The following is a 17,457-nucleotide window of genomic DNA, read 5'->3' on the forward strand; positions in this document are numbered from 1 at the left end:
GCTCAGGAGAGCCCCTCGATCACCTCGTCGACCATGGTGTTCACCGCGGTCAGGCCGCTCATCACCACGTACCAGGCCTGCGCGTCGAGGTAGACGACCTGGTCCTCGCTCCACGCGGTGGTGCCGGCGACGACCTCGTTGTCGAGGATCTGCTCGGCGGCAGCGCCGCCCTCGCCGATCGCCGCGTCGCGGTCGACGACGAACAGCCAGTCGGGGTTCGCCTCGAGAATGAACTCGTTCGAGACGGGGTCGCCGTGCGTCGCGGCCTCGACGTCCTCGATGACCGGGGTCAGGCCCAGCTCGTCGTGCAGCCAGCCGAAGCGCGAGCCCGGGCCGAACGCGGTGATCTCGCCGCCGCTCGTGAGCACGATGAGGCCCGCGCCGGCGTCGGCCGTCGCCTCCTGCGCCTCGGCGATCTTGTCGTCGATCTCGGCGAGCGCCTCGGCCGCCTCGTCCTCCGCGCCGAAGATCTCGCCGAGCGTCTCGACGTTCTGCTCGAAGCTCGCGAGGTAGTCGGTCCAGTCGAGCGAGAGGTCGATGGTCGGCGCGATCTTCGACAGTTCGGGAAGCGCCTCGGCCGAGCGGTTCGCGACGATGATGAGGTCGGGCGCGGCGGCGTTCACGGCCTCGTAGTCGGGCTCGAAGAGCGTGCCGGCGTTCAGCACGTCCTCGCTCGCGTACGCGTCGAGGTAGTCGGGCAGGTTGTCCTTCGGCACGCCCGCCACCTCGACCCCGAGGGCGTCGAGCGTGTCGAGACTCGCGATGTCGAAGACGATGACGGTCTCGGGGTTCACGGGCACGACGGTCTCGCCCTGCGCGTGCTCGACGGTGATCTCCGTCGCCGCGTCGGCGGTCGGTTGCGTCTCGGCGGCCGAGCCGCTCGCGCACGAGGCGAGGGCGAGGGTCGCGAGGCTGACGAGGGCGGTGGTGCCGATGATCCGGGCACGCGTCATGAGGGTTCGCTCCAATGCTGGGTTGCGCCGCGCAGTCGGCGGCCGATGGCACCCGCGACGATCGAGCGTCGGACGTCGTCCGGCGTCACGATCGAGGTAAGGGTTACCTAAGTGAGGTTAGACTAACCTCACTTCTCCCCCGATGTCGACTGGATGACGCCGCATGCCCTTCACCCTCGCCCGCCGCCCCAACGAGCTCGTCTTCCGCCCCGTGCGCCTCGCCTCGCGCACCGCACTCGCACCCGACTACGTTCGCCTGCGCTTCGAGGGCGAGGCGCTCCGCGGCTTCGACTCGCCCGGCGCCGATGACCACATCCGGGTGTTCTTCCCGCCGTACTCGGCCGGCGCCGGCGACTCGGCCACTCCCGCCGACCTCGCCCCCGAGGCGCTCCGCGCCTTCCCCAACCGCGAGTACACGCCCCTGAACTGGGACACCGGCGCCGGCGCGCTCGAGCTCGAGTTCGTCGTGCACGGCGACGCCGGCGTGGCCGGCCCGTGGGCGGCATCCGCACCCGTCGGTTCGATCGTCGGCGTCGGCGGCCCGCGCGGCTCGCTCGTGCTCGAGGGCGAGCCCGACGCATGGTTCCTGGCGGGCGACGAGACCGCGATCCCGGCGATCCGGCGATGGCTGCGACGGATGCCTGCCGGCGCCCGCGGTCACGTCCTCGTCGAGGTCCGCGGCCCCGCCGACGAGCTCGACCTGGACGCCCCTGCCGGCGTCGAGGTGCGCTGGGTGCATCGCGGCGACGCGCCCGCAGCGAGCGCGCTGGCGGCCGAGCTCGACGCGCTCGCGTCCGGCGACCGGCCCGAGGGCGACGTGTTCGCGTTCATCGCCGCCGAGCAGGCGATCGTGCGGCCCGGGCGCGCCCTGCTCTCCCGCTGGGGCATCGACGCCGACCGCGCCGTCGTGAAGGGCTACTGGAAGCGCGGCGAGTCGGAGTACCACGCGCCGCACTGACCCCGCCCGCCCCGGGGCTGTCGCCCCGCATGCGGCGTCGCGGCCTGGCTCAGCCGACCACCAGTCCGAGGAGCGGGCGCAGCCGCAGCCACGGCCACGCCTCCTCTGAGTTCGAGAGCAGCACGGCCGCGCGCCCCGCACGCTGGTCGGCGAGCACCGCGCCGGTGAACCCCTCGGCGGAGCCCGTGACGTAGACGACCTCGCCGTCGTCGGATGAGATCCGCTCCCAGAAGAGTCCGACCTCGATCTGCGGCCACCGGGTGGCAGCGATCGGTTCGAGCGCCGCGCTGTCGGCGAAGGGGCCGTCGAGGATCGCCCGGGCGAGCGCGACCCCGTCGTCGATCGTGACCACGACGCCGACCGCGGGCGCGTACGCCCCCGCCCCTCTCGCGGCCACCCGCTCGCCCTGCCGGTCGTGCCCCTGCGCGAGGCCGTCGGGCAGCAGGTCACCCGATTCCACCACGAGCGCGTCCGCCATTCCGGCGGGAGCGAGCACTCGCTCCGCGAGCAGGTCGGCGTACCGCGTGCCCGTCGCCGCCGCGAGCGACTGCCCGACGAGCGCGCTGTCGAAGTCGCTCGGGTTGTACTCGAGTTCGGGCACGAGGTCGAGGGCTGCGACCCGGGCGAGCAGGGCGTCGAGGCCGCCCCGGTCGAGGGCCCGTTCGCCGGGCGCCGCGGCCGGCTCGTACGCTCCCGGCCCGAGCGGGTCCTGCGGGAGTCCCGCGTGGTGCGTCGCGAGGTCGCTGAGCGACAGCCCGGCCGCGGGCACGTCCCCGAGGTCGAGGTACGCCGACACCGGGTCGTCGAGCGCGACCTCTCCCCGGTCGATCGCGTCGGCGAGGAGCAGCCCGGTGAGCGCGCTCGTCGCACCGCCGAACCCGAACCGCGTGCCCGCGTCGGCCGAGACGAACGCGGTCCGCACCTCGTCGCCGTCGATCAGGGCGATCGCGACCCGGTCCCGGGCGTGCGTGTACTGCGCGCGCGCGATGGAGAGCAGTTCCTCGTCGCCGGTGAGGAGCTGGTCGTACGGCGGGCCGGAGACGCATCCGCTCATCGCCCCGATCGCCACCGCCGCGACGACGACGGCGGCGACGTGCCGGTGCGGGTGCGGATGCCGGTGCGCCACGCGGTGCGCGGCCATAGCGCGCATGCTACTCGCGCTCCCTGATCGCACTCTCGGCGACGCTCCCCGGCCGTGCTCCCCGGCCGCGCTCCGACGTCCGACCCGCGCATGAGAATCCGGCGGATGCCCGCGCGTGAAGCATCATCGGCCGGATTCTCATGGGCCGAGTCAGGGCGGTTAGGCTCGCGCGCATGGCCTACGACGTCGCCCGCATCCGCTCCTGGTTCCCCGCGCTCGAGCACGGCTGGGCGCTCTTCGACGGCCCCGGTGGCACGCAGGCGCCGCGGCAGGTCGGCGAGGCGATCGCGTCGACGCTGACCGGCCCGCTCTCGAACCGCGGGCAGCTCGGCGAGTCGGCGCAGCGAGCGGATGCCGCGGTCGCGGCGTTCCGCGACGCCGTCGCCGACTTCACGGGCGCCGACCCGCGCGGCGTCGTGCACGGCCGGAGCGCGACGCAGCTCGTCTACGACTTCTCGCGCCACCTCTCGAAGGGCTGGGGCCCGGGCGACGAGGTCGTGGTCACCCGGCTCGACCACGACTCGAACGTGCGCCCCTGGGTGCAGGCGGCCGAGCGTGCAGGCGCGACCGTTCGGTGGGTCGCGTTCGACCCGGCGACGGGCGAGCTCCCGATCGAGGCCGTGGCATCCGCCCTCACCGACCGCACCCGGCTCGTCGCCGTGACGGCCGCGTCGAACCTGATCGGCACGATGCCCGACGTCTCCGCCATCGCCGAGGCCGTGCACGCCGTCGGCGTGCTGCTCTTCGTCGATGGCGTCCACTACGCGGCCCACCAGCTGCCCGACCTCGGCGCGCTCGGCGCCGACTTCTTCACCTGCTCGCCGTACAAGTTCCTCGGCCCGCACTGCGGGCTGCTCGTCGCCGACCCCGCGCTCCTCGAGACGATCGCGCCCGACAAGCTGCTGCCCGCGACCGACGTCGTGCCCGAGCGGTTCGAGTTCGGCACGCTGCCGTACGAGCTCCTCGCGGGCGTCACGGCGGCGGTCGACGTGCTCGCGTCGCTCGCCGAACCAGCCGACGGGCCCGCCGGCCTCCCCGCCGCGGCCGGGAGCGCGACGGATGCCCCCGCCTCCCGCCGCACGCGCCTCGCCGCGTCCTACGCCGCGCTGCACGAGCACGAGTCGCGCCTGCTCGCCCGACTCGAGTCGGCGCTCGCCGACCTGCCCGGCACGACCGTGCACTCGCGCGCCTCGCGGCGCACCCCGACGCTGCTCGCGACCTTCGCGGGCCACGAGGCATCCGCCGTCTCGGACAGCCTCGCCGCCGATCGCGTGCTCGCGCCGAGCGGCAACTTCTACGCCCTCGAGGCGTCGCGCCACCTCGGGCTCGGCGACGACGGCGGGCTGCGCATCGGGCTCGCGCCCTACACCGACGACGAGGACGTCGATCGGCTCATCGCCGGCCTCCGCCGCGCCGTCGCCTGACGCGCCCGCGCTGCGCACGCACCCCGCACCCGCGCGCCCTGCGCACACGCACCCGCGCGCCCCTCCCCCAGCGCATGGGAATTCATTTCTCACCGCCGCACGCGACCCCGTCGACCGGAATCTCATGCGGGAGGAGGTCACGAACAGACCTGCGACGAACCGGGGCGTTTCCTCCGCCGGGATGCCGTCGGGCAATAGTGTGGAAGGCATGACCCCCGCCGAGGCCGGCGCCGAGTTGCGCCGACTGCACGTCGACGATGAGCTGCTCCAGGTCGTCAACGTGTGGGACGTGGTGAGCGCGAACACCGTCGCCGCCCTTCCCGAGACCCGGGCGCTCGCGACCGCGAGCCAGTCGATCGCGGCCGCCTTCGGGTATCCCGACGGCGAGCACATCCCGGTCGACCTCATGCTCGACATGGTCGGGCGCATCGCGCGAGCCGTCGAGGTGCCCGTCAGCGCCGACCTCGAGGCCGGGTACGGCGACCCGGGCGAGACGATCCGACGCGCGATCGGCGAGGGCGTCGTCGGTGCGAACCTCGAGGACCAGCTCAAGCCCCTCGCCGACTCGGTTGCCGCGGTCGAAGCCGCTGTCGCCGCGGCCGACGCCGAGGGCGTCCCGTTCGCGCTCAACGCGCGCACCGACGCCTGGCTCCGCGGCAAGGACCGGCCCCGCGAGGTCTGGATGGCCGACGCGATCGAGCGCGGACGCGCCTACCTCGACGCGGGTGCGACGTGCGTGTTCGTGCCGGGGAACTTCGGCGAGGACGTCGTGGCCGAACTGGTCGAGGGCATCGGATGGCGGAGGGTGAGCCTCATCGGGCTGCCCGACGTCCCGACTCCGGACCGGCTCGTCGAACTCGGCGTCGCACGCATCTCGTACGGGCCGTACCCGCAGCGCGTCACGCTCGCGTCGCTGCAGGACCTCGCGGCCATGCTGTACCGCGGCGGCGTCCTGCCCCGCGGCATCCGCCCGCTGAACTAGACCCGCCGGCATCGCCGGCCCGACCCGAACACCGAGAGGATCGCGCATGGGCGATGGGACCACCATCGAGATCACCGGACTCACCAAGCGCTTCGGCGCCGTCACCGCGGTCGACGACCTGACCTTCACGGTCGAACCGGGCCGCGTCACCGGCTTCCTCGGGCCGAACGGCGCCGGCAAGACGACCACGCTGCGCACACTGCTCGGTCTCGAGCGCCCGACGGCCGGCACGGCGACCTTCGGCGGCACCGTCTACCGGGACCTGACGAAGCCGCTCGAGACCGTCGGCGCGGCGCTCGACGCGGCCTTCCATCCGGGACGGACGGCCCGCAACCACCTGCGCGTCACGGCGACCGCCGCCGGCATCCGCTCGTCACGGGTCGACCAGGTGCTCGAGCAGGTCGGAATGTCGGAGTTCGCGAGCCGACGCGTCGGGGGGTTCTCGCTCGGCATGCGGCAGCGGCTGGCACTCGCGACCACGCTGCTCGGCGACCCGCGGGTGCTCGTGCTCGACGAGCCGATCAACGGCCTCGACCCCGAGGGCATCAAGTGGATCCGCGGGTTCCTGCAGTCGCTCGCCCGCGAGGGCCGCACCGTGCTCGTCAGTTCGCACCTCCTGAGCGAGGTGCAGCAGTCGGTCGACGAGGTCGTGATCATCTCGCGCGGGCGGCTCGTCCGGACGGGTCCGCTGTCGAGCCTCGAGCTCGACGCCTCGCCGCGGACCGTCGTGGACTCGCCCGACCGGGCGCGGCTCGCCGCGGCGCTCGACCAGGCCGGCCTCGAGTACACCGAGGGGCGCGGAGGGCTCATCGTCGTCGAGCCGGATCCGGGCATCGTCGGGCATGCGGCGTTCGTGGGCGGCGTCGAGCTGAGTTCGCTGCACCGGCTGAAGTCGGGGCTCGAGGAATCGTTCCTGGCCCTCGTCGGCGAGGGTGAGGGTGAGGCGTGATGTCGATCGTGCGGTCCGTCGGCGCGGAGTTCCAGAAGGTCCTCACCACCCGCATGTGGTGGCTGCTCGCGATCGTCCTCGTCGGGTACGTCGCGATGATGTCGGGCGGCTTCGGCGCGTTCCTCGGGTGGGCGACGCAGAATCCGGATGCCGCGGCGGCGGCGGGCGGCAACACCGGGCTCCCGCCCGGGGTCGACCTGGCACCGCTGCTCTACAGCTTCGCCTCGTCGATCGGGTACGTGTTCCCGGTCCTCCTCGGGGCCCTCGCGGTGACGACGGAGTTCCGGCACCGCACGCTCACGACGACCTTCCTCGCCGAACCGCACCGGACCACCGTGCTCTCGGGCAAGTTCGCCTCGCAGCTCGTCGTCGGCGCGGTCTTCGGCGTCATCGGCTTCGCCACCTCCGTCGGCGCGGGCGCCGCCGCCCTCGCCGCCTTCGACCTCGACACGGGCCTCGACTCGAGCGACACGTGGGCGCTCATCGGTCGCGGCATCCTCGCCATGGCCCTCTGGGGTGCCATCGGCGTCGGCCTCGGTGCGCTCGTGCCGAACCAGGTCGCGGCGATCGTGATCGTCATCGCGTTCACGCAGTTCTTCGAGCCGGTGCTCCGGCTCGTGTCGTCGCTCAACGACGTCACCGCGTCGATCGGGCGGTTCCTGCCTGGGGCCGCGAGCGACGCGCTCGTGGGCGCCTCGTTCTACAGCGTGGCCTCGCTCGGCGCCAGCGACTCGCTCGAGTGGTGGCAGGGCGGACTCGTGCTGCTCGCCATCGCCGTCGTGACGACCGTCATCGGCGGGGCGACGACGTGGCGCCGCGACGTATCGTGACGGGCTGCCGCGGGCGTAGCATCCGTCCATGAGCGTGCTCGCGATCGTCGGCAGCGTGGTGGTGGTGCTCGCCGCCCTGCTGCACGTGTACATCTTCGTCCTCGAGAGCGTCCGCTGGATGCAGCCGTCGACGTGGCGCGTATTCGGCGTGCGCGACCGCGATCAGGCCGAGGTGCTCCGCCCGATGGCCTACAACCAGGGGTTCTACAACCTGTTCCTCGCGATCGGGGCGCTCGCGGGCGTCTGGCTCCTGTGGACCGACCTGCCGAGGGCCGGGCTGGCGCTCGCGCTCTTCACGACGGCGTGCATGGCCGCGGCGGCCGTGGTGCTGACCACCACGGGTCGCGGGTACCTGCGGCCGGCGCTCATCCAGGGCACGCTGCCGCTCCTCGGGTTCGTGCTGCTGCTGTTCGCCTGAACCGGCCGTGCGTCGGGCTGCCGCCGGCGTCGCTCGGGGCGGCTGCCGCTCGCGGCGGGCGGTCGCTCGCGGCGAGCGGCTCAGTCGCCGCTCGTCTCCTCCTGCGCGAAGTCGTCGGCGTCGACCCGTGCCGCGGCCGGCTCGGCATCGTCGTCGTTCGGCGCGCCGACTTTGAGCTTGTCGATCAGCTCGGTCGCTCGGCTCGTGCTCAGGACGAGCCGACCGAACTCGCCGCCCGAGAGTTCGAGCACGACCGCCTGCCGCTTGCCCTTCACGAGCACGAAGTCGCTGCCGGTGTGCGTCTTCCAGACGCCCACGGCGATGACGAGCGGCACCTCGGTGCCACGGCGGCGGATGCCTCGGATCCAGATCCACGGGTCGTCGGTGATGATGGCCGAGCGGATGTCGTCGCGCTGGACGATCACGTCGGCGCCCCGCAGCGCGAGCGACTTCTCGGCCGGCGTGAGGTGGACCTCGAGCCGATCGTTGTGGACGCGCAGGTTGGCCATGGATTCCATCCTGCCCGAGGCCGCCGTCACGGGCGTGGTCGACGCTCCACAAAGGCTGGATCGGTTCCGTGCACGGAATCCACGACCCATCGAACCGTTCTCAGGAGCGGAGGCCCGAGTCGCACGCTTCTCAGGACGACACGCCGCCGAACACGGCGACACGCCGAAGAACTCCTGAGAACGGTGCTTACGCCGGCGGGCGGGCGGATGCCGCGGCGCGCGCCGCAGCCGGCAGGGCGTCGAGGATCCGTGAGGTCGCGGTGTCGTCGTGCGCGGCGGTCACGAACCACGCCTCGAACACGCTCGGCGGCAGCGAGACGCCCGCGTCGAGCATCGCGTGGAAGAAGGGCGCGTAGCGCCACGACTCCTGCGCGAGCACGCCCGCGTAGTCACGCGCGCCGCCGGCGCCGGCCTCCCCGAAGAGGAAGCTGAAGAGGTTGCCCGCGACCTGCACGCCGTGCGCGACGCCCTCGGCCGAGAGGGCCGCCGAGACCTCGCGCTGCAGCAGCGCGCTCACCTCGTCGAGCTTCGCGTAGACCGCGTCGTCGGCGAGCCGCAGCGTAGTGACGCCAGCCGCGACCGCGACGGGGTTCCCCGAGAGCGTGCCCGCCTGGTAGACCGGGCCGAGCGGCGCGAGCCGCTCCATGATCTCGGCGCGACCGCCGAGCGCGGCGACGGGCATGCCGCCGCCGACGACCTTGCCGAACGTGACGAGGTCGGGCGTGAACGCGGCATCCGTCTCGGCCTCGATGCCCCACCAGCCGGCCTTCGAGACGCGGAAGCCCGTGAGCACCTCGTCGCTGATGACGAGCGCGCCGTGCGCGTGGGCGAGCTCGACGAGCGCGCGGTTGAAGCCGGGCAGCGGCGGCACGACGCCCATGTTCGCGGCGGCGGCCTCGGTGATGACCGCGGCGATGCGGTCGCCGTGCTCGGCGAACACCGCGGCGAGCGCGTCGAGGTCGTTGTAGGGCACGACGAGCGTGAGCGCCGCGACGTCGGCCGGCACGCCCGCGGAACCCGGCAGCGCGAACGTCGCGAGGCCGGAACCCGCCTCGGCGAGCAGCCCATCGGAGTGCCCGTGGTAGTGCCCGGCGAACTTCACGAGCAGGTCGCGACCGGTGAAGCCGCGCGCGAGGCGGATGGCGCTCATGGTCGCCTCGGTGCCGGTCGAGACGAGCCGCAGCTTCTCGACCGGCGCCACGCGGGCTTCGATGAGCTCGGCGAGCTCGGTCTCCACGGGCGTCGAGGCGCCGAACGAGAGGCCGCGGGCCGCGGCATCCTGCACGGCCCCGATCACCTCGGGATGCGCATGGCCGAGGATGGCGGGGCCCCAACCCGCGACGAGGTCGACGTACTCGCGCCCCTCGGCGTCGGTCACGTACGGGCCGCGCGCCGACACGAGGAAGCGAGGCGTGCCCCCGACGGAGCGGAACGCGCGCACGGGCGAGTTCACGCCGCCGGGGATCGCGGCCTGCGCGCGGGCGAAGAGGTCGGCGTTCGTCGCGCCCTCCGGCGATCGGGTGGGACGCGCACCGCCCGTCCCCTCCGGCGATCGAGTAGGACGCGCAGCGCCCGTATCGAGATCCGTCATCATTCGGTCCCCTCCCGGAGCCATCCGGCGAGCTCGGTCGCCCAGTAGGTCAGCACGGCGTCGGCGCCGGCCCGGCGGATGCCGCGGACCGACTCGATCACGGCGCGGCGGCGGTCGATCCAGCCGTGCATGGCGGCGGCCTCGATCATCGAGTACTCGCCTGAGACCTGGTACGCCCAGACCGGCACCTCGCTCGCGGCGGACACGTCGGCGAGCACGTCGAGGTACGACCCCGCGGGCTTCACCATGACGATGTCGGCGCCCTCGTCGATGTCGATCATCGCCTCGCGCAGGCCCTCGCGGCGGTTGCCGGGATCGAGCTGGTACGTGCGGCGATCGCCCTCGAGGGTCGACTCGACCGCGTCGCGGAAGGGCCCGTAGTAGGCCGAGGCGTACTTCGCCGAGTAGGCGAGGATCGCGGTGTGCGTGAAGCCGGCGCCGTCGAGCGCCTCGCGCACGGCGGCGACCTGGCCGTCCATCATGCCCGAGAGGCCGAGCAGCTGCGATCCGGATGCCGCCTGCACGAGCGCCATCTCCTGGTACCGCTCGAGCGTGGCGTCGTTGTCGACCCGGCCGAGCGCGTCGAGCACGCCGCAGTGGCCGTGGTCGGTGAACTCGTCGAGGCACAGGTCGGTCTGCACGACGAGCGCGTCTCCGACCTCGTCGGCCACGACGCGCGTCGCGACGTTGAGGATGCCGTTCGGGTCGACACCGCACGAGCCGGTCGCGTCGCGGGTCTCGGGCACGCCGAACAGCATCACGCCGCCGACGCCGGCGGCCGCGGCATCCGTCACCGCCTGCTTCACGGAGTCGAGCGAGTGCTGCACGACGCCCGGCATCGAGGCGATCGGCATCGGCTCGGTCACGCCCTCGCGGACGAAGATCGGCAGGACCAGCTCGGCGGGGGCGAGGCGGGTCTCGGACACGAGGCGGCGCAGGGCCGGCGTCTCACGGAGTCGCCGGGGCCGCACGCGGGGCGCGGGTGCGGAAGTCACCCGGCAAGCCTACGCGGGCGCGGCTGTGCGGTCGGTGGGCGCGAGGCGTCGACCTCGGGGGCCTCGCCGCCTGCGCTCGCCTCCTCGGGGCGCCCACGCCCCCTCCAAGTGAGGTTTCTGCGCTCGAGGCACGTTTGAAACGTCACTCGGGCGCAGAAATCTCACTTGGAGCGAGCAAGCGAGCGAGCGGATGCCGCGGGCGGCTCAGGCGCTCGCGAGCGCCGAGCTCACGACCGCGTCGATGAGCGACTCGGCGCTCCGCTCGGCCGCGATCACGTCGACGCGGAGGCCGAAGGCCGCGGCATCCTTCTGCGTCTGCGGGCCGATCGCCGCGACCAAGGTCTTCTCGGGAACCGGCCCGAGCTGCGCCTGCACCTGCTCGGCGACGCTGCCCGAGGTCACGAGGATCGCGTCGACCTTGCCGGCGCGCACGTCGTCGACGACCTTCTGCGCGACCGGCACGCCGACCGTGCGATACGCGACGACGGCCTCGACGTGGTGGCCGATGCGCTCGAGCCCGACCGAGAGCACCTGCTTGGCGATCGCCGAGCGGAGCGCGAGGACGCGGAGCGGCACGACGCCCTCGGTCGCGGCCTCCCACTCCTCGAGGAGCCCGCGCGCGGAGTTCTCCTCACTCGGCACGATGTCGGCGCGGTAGCCGGCGGCGACGAGGGCGGCCGCGGTGGTCTCGCCCACCGCGGCGACCTTCGTCGCCTCCGGGATGACCGCGCCGTACGAGGACAGCACGTCCACCGTCGTCGCGCTCGTGACGGTCACCCAGTCGAAGGAGCCGGAGGCGAGCTTGGCGAGCGCCGCCTCGAGCGCGGGCTGGTCGTCGGTCGGCGCGAAGTTGATCATCGGCGCGATGACCGGCGAGGCGCCACGGGCCCGGAGGGATGCGGCGACCGAGTCGCCCCAGGGCCCGCCACGGGGCACGAGCACGCGCCAACCTGCGAGCGGCTTGGAGCCGTCGGCTCCGGGCAGGTTGATCGCGCCGGTCATCGGTTCGAATTCGGTCACGGCGACTCCTGGGCAGGTGCGAGGTCGGCGGCGCCGTTGCCGAGGAGGTCCGCGACGACACGTGCTGCGACGTCGCGTGCCGCATCCGCCAGGTCGGCGGCCGAGCGGCTGTCGGGGGTCGCGGCGTGCGAACTCGTCAACTGCCGCGTCCCGTCGGCACTGTACACCGTCGCCGTGAGGAACAGAAGTTCGTCCTCCACGAACGCCGTGGCGCCCACGGGGGCCGCGCAGCCGGCCTCGAGGCCCGCGAGCACGAGGCGTTCGGCGAGCACCGTCGCCCGGGTCGTGACGTGGTCGACGGCGTCGAGCCCGCGCTGCAGGTGGCGTGAAGCGCGCTCGTTCCGGACCTCGAGCGCGAGCGCGCCCTGGCCCGGTGCGGTCGGCCAGTCGCTCAGCGGGAAGCGCTCCGTCGCGGCATCCGCCCGCCCCAGTCGGCCGAGGCCCGCGGCCGCGAGCATGACCGCGTCGAGCTCGCCCTGCTCGACGAACCCGAGGCGCGTGTCGATGTTGCCGCGCACGTCGACCGCGACCACGTCGGGCCGTGCCGCGGCGAGCTGCGCGATGCGTCGCGGCGAGCCGGTGCCGATTCGCGCGCCTTCGGGCAGCTCGGCGAGCGTGAGTCCGTCGCGCGCGCACAGCGCGTCGCGCGCGTCGGCGCGCTTGGGCACGGCGCCGAGTCGCAGCTGCGGGTGGTCGGCGGTCGGCAGGTCCTTCAGCGAGTGCACGACCACGTCGCACTCGCCCGCGATGAGGGCCTCGCGCAGGGCGGCGGCGAACACGCCCGTGCCGCCGATCGACTGCAGCGACGCACGCGACGTGTCGCCCTGGGTCGTGACCGTGACGATCTCGATGTCGGCGTCGGCCGCCTTCCCGAGGCGCTCGGCGATCTGCGTCGTCTGGGCGAGCGCGAGCGCGCTCCCCCGCGTCCCGACGCGGATCACGTCGCGCTGCGCCGCTGCGGCGGTCACGGCGCGATCCCCGCGAGGGCCGGCTTGAAGCCGAGGCGGACGTTCTCGCAGCAGCCCGGCCGGCAGACGTCGTACCAGGGGCCGAGATCGGTGGCATGCGGACGCTCGGCGGCGGACGTGCCGTTCACGCGCTCGAGCACGAGGTCGACGAGGCCCGCGACGTACGCCGGGTGCACGCCGGGCGTCGGCACGCGGACCGCCGCGAGCCCGTGCTCCTCGGCCGTCTCCATGGCCTCCTCGTCGAGGTCCCACATGACCTCCATGTGGTCGCTCACGAAGCCGAGCGGGACGATCACGACGGCCTTGCGGCCCGCGGCCGGCAGCTCCGCGATCGCGTCGTTGACGTCGGGCTCGAGCCACGGCTGCGTCGGGGGGCCCGAGCGCGACTGGTAGACGAGCTGCCACGGCACGTCGCCCGCGCCGGCCTCGCGCATGACGACCTCGGCGACCGCGGTGTGCTGGGCCGCGTACGCGCCGCCCTCGCCGAAGCCCCGCTCCGCGGGGCCCGACTTCGCGGCATCCGTCGTCGGGATCGAGTGGGTCGCGAACAGCACCTCGACATCGGTCGTCGGGTCGAACGACTCGTGGTCGGCCTCGAGCTTCGCGAGCGCCTCGCGAACGCCCTCGACGAACGGCGCGACGAAGCCGGGGTGGTCGAAGAACTGGCGCACCTTGTCGATCTGCACGACACCGCCCAAGCCGGTGTCCTCCAGCGCGTCGGCGAAGTCCTCGCGGTACTGGCGGCAGCTCGAGTACGAGGAGTAGGCGCTCGTGGCGATCGCGATGAGCTTCGTGAAGCCGCGCTCGCCCGCCTCGCGCAGGGCGTCGTTCATGTACGGGTCCCAGTTGCGGTTGCCCCAGATGACCGGCAGGTCGATGCCGCGACCGGCCAGCTCGGCCTCGAGCGCCGCCTTCAGCTCGCGGTTGTGCTCGTTGATCGGGCTCACGCCGCCGAAGTGGCGGTAGTGGTGCGCGACCTCCTCGAGCCGTTCGTCGGGGATGCCGCGGCCGCGCGTGACGTTCCGCAGGAACGGGATCACGTCGTCCTGGCCCTCCGGCCCGCCGAAACCCGCGAGCAGGATCGCGTCGTACGCGACGGGCGCCTCGACGTGCTCGGGTCCGGCCTGGGCCGGCTCGGTCGCTCCCGGCACGACCGCACCGGGGGCGAGGGGGGCGGATGTCGCGGCCGCGGGCTTCACGCCGCGGAGCGGGTGGCCGGCCGCAGCGGCGACTGCGCGCTCGGCCGATCCGGCGCCGACGCCGCCGAGGTTCGTCGCGGCCATTACTGCAGCACCTCCACGAGCTCGGCGGTCGTGATGCGGCGACCCGTGTAGAACGGCAGCTCGTCGCGCACGTGGCGGCGCGCGTCGGTGGCGCGCAGGTCACGCATCATGTCGACGAGGTCGGTGAGCTCGTCGGACTCCATGGGCAGCAGCCACTCGTAGTCGCCGAGCGCGAACGCCGACACGGTGTTCGCCACGACGCCGCGGAACGCGGCGCCCTTGCGGCCGTGCTCGGCGAGCATGCGGCCGCGCTCCTCCGGCGGGAGCAGGTACCACTCGTAGCTGCGCACGAACGGGTAGATCGTGAGCCACGACTTCGGCTCGATGCCGCGAAGGAATCCGGGCACGTGCGCCTTGTTGAACTCGGCATCGCGGTGCACGCCCATGGCGTTCCAGGTCGGGAGGAGCGCGCGCAGCAGTCGCGCGCGGCGCAGCTCGCGGAGCGCCCACTGCAGGCCCTCGGCGGTCGGGCCGTGCAGCCACAGCATGACGTCGGCGTCGGCACGGAGTCCCGACACGTCGTAGATGCCGCGGACCACGACGCCCTCGTCCTCGACGACGCGGATGACGCCGTCGAGCTCGCCGACGAACCGGGGGACGTCGTGCCCGTCGAGGTCGTCGGGCCGCGTCGGGTCCTTCCGGAGGACGGCGAAGAGCGTGTAGCCCTCGGGCGAGGGGGTCGGGTCGGACTCGGGTGCGCTCGCGGCTGCCCCTTCGGCAGCGGGGGAAGACATAGCACTATCCTCCCCCGGCAAGCTGAAAGCTCAAAAAGGGGCGCCGACGGATGCCGCGCGCAGCGCGCCGCACGCCCGTGGGGCGCGCGGCGCCCACAGCTGCGCGTGAGAATCCGCCCGCTGCCGGCGCATGCAGGGGCATCAGGCGGATTCTCATGCGGGAGATCGGGGCGGGGCGGGGCGCGCGGCGCTCAGGCGTGCAGTCGGGTGAAGCGGAAGGACGCGAACCCCTCGATCGGCAGCACCTCGGCCGACGCGAATCCCGCGCTCCGCGCGTAGCCCTCGAGCGTCTCAGGGCGCATGACCGTCCCGGTGCCGACCGACCCCGGCGTCGAGAGGCTGTCCGGCAGGCAGACGAGCAGGCTGTAGCCGTACATGATGCGCTCGACCTCGTCGCCGTCGGGCGCGAACCGCTCGGCGACCGCCTCGTCCATGATCACGACGGCACCGTCGTCGCGCACTACGCGCCGCAGCGCGGCGAGCACCTCCACGGGATTCGGCATGTCGTGCAGCGCCTCGAAGATGAACGCCGCGTCGTAGGCGTCCTCCTCGGCGAGCGCCTCGCCCCCGTCGAGGTGGAAGGTCACGCGATCGGCGAGCTCGGCCTCGTCGGCGTGCGCGCGGGCCGATTCGATCGACGGCCCGTCGACGTCGACGCCGTCGACGACCGCCTCGGGGTAGGCCCGGGCGAGCGCGAGCGACGACCAGCCGTGTCCACAGCCGACGTCGAGGATCCGCGCGCCGGGCCGGCTCAGCACCGCGTCGAGTTCCGGCACCGACGCCAGCGCGCCGGCCAGCTGGCGGTCGAACCACGGGCGGTTGATGTCGCCCTGCGCGTCGCGCATGTCCTTGCCGAACGACGCCCAGGGCACGCCGCCCCCGGTCCGCGCGGCATCGAGCAGTCCCGGCAGCTGAGCCGCGGCGCTCGCGACGATGCGCGCGATCGGGGCGAGGTAGGCGAGCGACTCGTCGTCGGTCAGCACCTCGGCGTGCGCGGGCGGCAGCGAGTACCGGCGAGCGGATGCCTCGGCGTCGGGGTCGTCGACGGCGAGGATGCCGCTCACGGCCTGGTGTTCGAGCCATTCGCGGGTGTACCGCTCGCCGGTCTCAGCGGCCTCGGCGAGCTCGGACGAGGTGAGCGAACCGCGCTCGGCGAGGATCCGGTACCAGTCGAGCCGGTCGCCGAGGTGCACGGACAGGGTCTCGAAGGCGCCGAGCGCGGACGCGAAGATGCGATCGGCGAAGGCGTCGACGGGATCGGCCGCGTCGGGCGCAATGGCGTCGGGCGTGGGCGTGGGAGCGGTGGGTTCGGTGGCGGACACGTCGCCTCCTTGCGGGGTGGGCCGCTCAGTCGGTGAGCAGCCGGGTGGAGTGCTCGAGATGGGCGCGCATGGCCTCGGGCCCGCGCTCGAGGAGCTCGACGAGCAGGCGCCGGTGGTCCTCGACGAGGTCGGCGACCGTGGCGTGCCGCCGGATGTGGGCGACGAACAGCAGCATCTCGCTGCCGATCGCCGAGTGGGCTTCGATGATGCGGGGGCTGTCGGATGCCGCGACCAGCGCCGCGTGGTAGTCGGCGTGATGGCGCTCGATGCGCCGCCACGCGGCATCCGTCGCCGCGCCTCGGCCGCCGTCGCCGGCCCGTTCCATCTCGTCGACCGCCGCACGGGCGGGTTCGAGCACGTGGTCGGGCAGCGTGCCGCCGAAGCGCGCGAAGGCGATGCGCAGCGCCTCGATCTCGAGCGCCGCGCGCAGTTGCTGAAGCGCGACGATCTCGCGGTCGTCGAAACTCGTCACGCGGACGCCGCGGTACGGCTCTGCGACGGCGAGGCGCTCGGCGACGAGCCGCTGGAACGCGGCGCGGACCGTGTGCCTGGACACGCCGTGGCGGGCCGCCGCGGACTCCTCGCGGAGCGGGGTCCCGAGCGCGAGTTCTCCGTTCAGGATCTCGTCGCGCAGCACCGCGGTGACGCGCTCGACGGCGGTCGAGGCCGCTGCGGCGTCGACGCGGTCGGATTCAGCGGTCGAGGTTGGCACGCACCACGAGCCAGACCCCGACGCCGACGGCCGCCACGACCCCGGCGGCCAGCGCGATCGCCGCGCCGGGCTGTTCGTCGGCGAAGCGCTGCATCTTCCGCTTCGCCCGCGCCGTCGCGCGCGCCGCGCGCTTGGGCACGTTGAGCTTCTCCTCGAGCGCGCTGAGCGTGCCGGCGAGCTGGTCCCGCGCGGCGCGTGCGTTGTCGTGCGCCTGCAGCCGCGTGAAGTTGCGCTGCTGCTTCCTGTCGAGCCGGACGACGTCAGTGGCCGCCATAGTCGCCCCTTCCGGTGATCGCGTCGATGTCCTGTCGGACGCTCTCGATGGTCTCGAGCGGCTCGCTGCCGCGACGGAAGCTCGAGAGCGCGATGCCGACGAGGATCGCGATGATGAGCAGCAGGATGCCGGAGACGGTCAGTGCCGCCGCCCAGCCGGGCATCACGAGCGAGAGCGCGAGGATGCCGGTGGCGATGAGGGTGCCGAGCAGGAAGATGCCGACGAACGCCGCGGCGATCACGAGCCCCGCGCCGATGCCGAAGTGCTTGGCCTTGTAGCTCAGCTCGGCTTTGATCTGGTCGATCTCGGCCTTGACGAGCGCCTGGATCTGGTCGGGCAGCTCACCGACCAGGGTGAACAGCGACCGGTCGTCGTTGAGTGGTGCAGCCATCGG

At 73.3% G+C, this 17,457-nt stretch carries 19 protein-coding genes; 6 read left to right on the forward strand and 13 right to left on the reverse strand.

What is annotated here, in order from left to right; all coding sequences use genetic code 11:
* Positions 1-2: 2 nt before the first annotated feature.
* Entirely contained in the window at positions 3-953 is a 951-nt protein-coding gene (locus tag GJ743_RS05805; RefSeq protein WP_155050971.1) for a siderophore ABC transporter substrate-binding protein, read from the reverse strand.
* Between the two features lie 163 nt (positions 954-1,116).
* Between GJ743_RS05805 and GJ743_RS05810 the strand changes: the two genes are divergently transcribed.
* On the forward strand, positions 1,117-1,911 hold the full coding sequence (locus GJ743_RS05810; RefSeq protein WP_155050972.1) for a siderophore-interacting protein: 795 nt from the start codon (positions 1,117-1,119) through the stop codon (positions 1,909-1,911).
* Positions 1,912-1,960: 49 nt separating this feature from the next.
* Here the strand turns inward: GJ743_RS05810 and GJ743_RS05815 are convergent, their stop codons facing one another.
* Positions 1,961-3,052 (reverse strand): serine hydrolase domain-containing protein, encoded by a 1,092-nt coding sequence (locus tag GJ743_RS05815; protein ID WP_196216929.1) that lies wholly within the window; start codon positions 3,050-3,052, stop codon positions 1,961-1,963.
* A 173-nt stretch (positions 3,053-3,225) separates the two neighbouring features.
* On the opposite strand from GJ743_RS05815, the gene GJ743_RS05820 reads away from it, so the two are divergent.
* The 5 genes from GJ743_RS05820 to GJ743_RS05840 all read left to right on the forward strand — a co-directional run bounded on the left by GJ743_RS05820 (position 3,226) and on the right by GJ743_RS05840 (position 7,655).
* Positions 3,226-4,476 (forward strand): cysteine desulfurase-like protein, encoded by a 1,251-nt coding sequence (locus GJ743_RS05820; protein ID WP_155050974.1) that lies wholly within the window; start codon positions 3,226-3,228, stop codon positions 4,474-4,476.
* Positions 4,477-4,684: 208 nt separating this feature from the next.
* The gene (locus GJ743_RS05825) at positions 4,685-5,458 is read left to right on the forward strand and encodes an isocitrate lyase/PEP mutase family protein (RefSeq protein ID WP_155050975.1); all 774 of its coding nucleotides are present in this window, start codon (positions 4,685-4,687) and stop codon (positions 5,456-5,458) included.
* Positions 5,459-5,504: 46 nt separating this feature from the next.
* Positions 5,505-6,407 (forward strand): ATP-binding cassette domain-containing protein, encoded by a 903-nt coding sequence (locus GJ743_RS05830; RefSeq protein WP_155050976.1) that lies wholly within the window; start codon positions 5,505-5,507, stop codon positions 6,405-6,407.
* On the forward strand, positions 6,407-7,237 hold the full coding sequence (locus GJ743_RS05835; RefSeq protein ID WP_155050977.1) for an ABC transporter permease: 831 nt from the start codon (positions 6,407-6,409) through the stop codon (positions 7,235-7,237). Before GJ743_RS05830 ends, GJ743_RS05835 begins: the two co-directional genes overlap by 1 nt.
* Positions 7,238-7,265: 28 nt before the next feature.
* A complete protein-coding gene (locus GJ743_RS05840; protein WP_155050978.1) occupies positions 7,266-7,655 on the forward strand; it encodes a DUF1304 domain-containing protein in 390 nt (129 codons plus the stop codon).
* An 80-nt stretch (positions 7,656-7,735) separates the two neighbouring features.
* On the opposite strand, the gene GJ743_RS05845 is transcribed toward GJ743_RS05840, so the two are convergent.
* The 11 genes from GJ743_RS05845 to GJ743_RS05895 all read right to left on the reverse strand — a co-directional run bounded on the left by GJ743_RS05845 (position 7,736) and on the right by GJ743_RS05895 (position 17,454).
* Positions 7,736-8,164, reverse strand: coding sequence for a hypothetical protein (locus GJ743_RS05845; RefSeq protein ID WP_155050979.1), 429 nt, complete (start codon positions 8,162-8,164; stop codon positions 7,736-7,738).
* Positions 8,165-8,351: 187 nt separating this feature from the next.
* Positions 8,352-9,755, reverse strand: coding sequence for a glutamate-1-semialdehyde 2,1-aminomutase (hemL, locus tag GJ743_RS05850; protein ID WP_155050980.1), 1,404 nt, complete (start codon positions 9,753-9,755; stop codon positions 8,352-8,354).
* A complete protein-coding gene (hemB, locus tag GJ743_RS05855; protein WP_328288840.1) occupies positions 9,755-10,750 on the reverse strand; it encodes a porphobilinogen synthase in 996 nt (331 codons plus the stop codon). The genes hemL and hemB overlap by 1 nt, the downstream gene beginning before the upstream one ends.
* A gap of 204 nt (positions 10,751-10,954) precedes the next feature.
* On the reverse strand, positions 10,955-11,752 hold the full coding sequence (locus tag GJ743_RS05860; protein ID WP_155051124.1) for a uroporphyrinogen-III synthase: 798 nt from the start codon (positions 11,750-11,752) through the stop codon (positions 10,955-10,957).
* A 14-nt stretch (positions 11,753-11,766) separates the two neighbouring features.
* Positions 11,767-12,738, reverse strand: a complete 972-nt coding sequence (gene hemC / locus GJ743_RS05865; protein ID WP_328288841.1) for a hydroxymethylbilane synthase — start codon at positions 12,736-12,738, stop codon at positions 11,767-11,769.
* The gene (locus GJ743_RS05870; protein WP_155050981.1) at positions 12,735-14,021 is read right to left on the reverse strand and encodes a ferrochelatase; all 1,287 of its coding nucleotides are present in this window, start codon (positions 14,019-14,021) and stop codon (positions 12,735-12,737) included. The genes hemC and GJ743_RS05870 overlap by 4 nt, the downstream gene beginning before the upstream one ends.
* Positions 14,021-14,755 (reverse strand): hydrogen peroxide-dependent heme synthase, encoded by a 735-nt coding sequence (gene hemQ / locus GJ743_RS05875; RefSeq protein ID WP_155050982.1) that lies wholly within the window; start codon positions 14,753-14,755, stop codon positions 14,021-14,023. The genes GJ743_RS05870 and hemQ overlap by 1 nt, the downstream gene beginning before the upstream one ends.
* Before the next feature lie 191 nt (positions 14,756-14,946).
* Positions 14,947-16,077: a class I SAM-dependent methyltransferase gene (locus GJ743_RS20120; RefSeq protein ID WP_328288842.1), complete on the reverse strand. Its 1,131-nt coding sequence runs from the start codon at positions 16,075-16,077 to the stop codon at positions 14,947-14,949.
* A 25-nt stretch (positions 16,078-16,102) separates the two neighbouring features.
* Positions 16,103-16,789 (reverse strand): GntR family transcriptional regulator, encoded by a 687-nt coding sequence (locus GJ743_RS20125; protein ID WP_155050983.1) that lies wholly within the window; start codon positions 16,787-16,789, stop codon positions 16,103-16,105.
* Positions 16,770-17,063 carry a DUF3618 domain-containing protein gene (locus tag GJ743_RS05890; RefSeq protein WP_155050984.1) on the reverse strand — a complete coding sequence of 98 codons (294 nt, stop codon included), beginning with the start codon at positions 17,061-17,063 and terminating at the stop codon, positions 16,770-16,772. The genes GJ743_RS20125 and GJ743_RS05890 overlap by 20 nt, the downstream gene beginning before the upstream one ends.
* Positions 17,050-17,454, reverse strand: a complete 405-nt coding sequence (locus GJ743_RS05895; RefSeq protein ID WP_155050985.1) for a phage holin family protein — start codon at positions 17,452-17,454, stop codon at positions 17,050-17,052. Before GJ743_RS05895 ends, GJ743_RS05890 begins: the two co-directional genes overlap by 14 nt.
* Positions 17,455-17,457: the final 3 nt, after the last annotated feature.

Origin of the sequence: Agromyces bracchium, assembly GCF_009709675.1 — a bacterium.
In the GTDB taxonomy this organism is placed as follows: Bacteria; Actinomycetota; Actinomycetes; order Actinomycetales; family Microbacteriaceae; genus Agromyces; species Agromyces bracchium.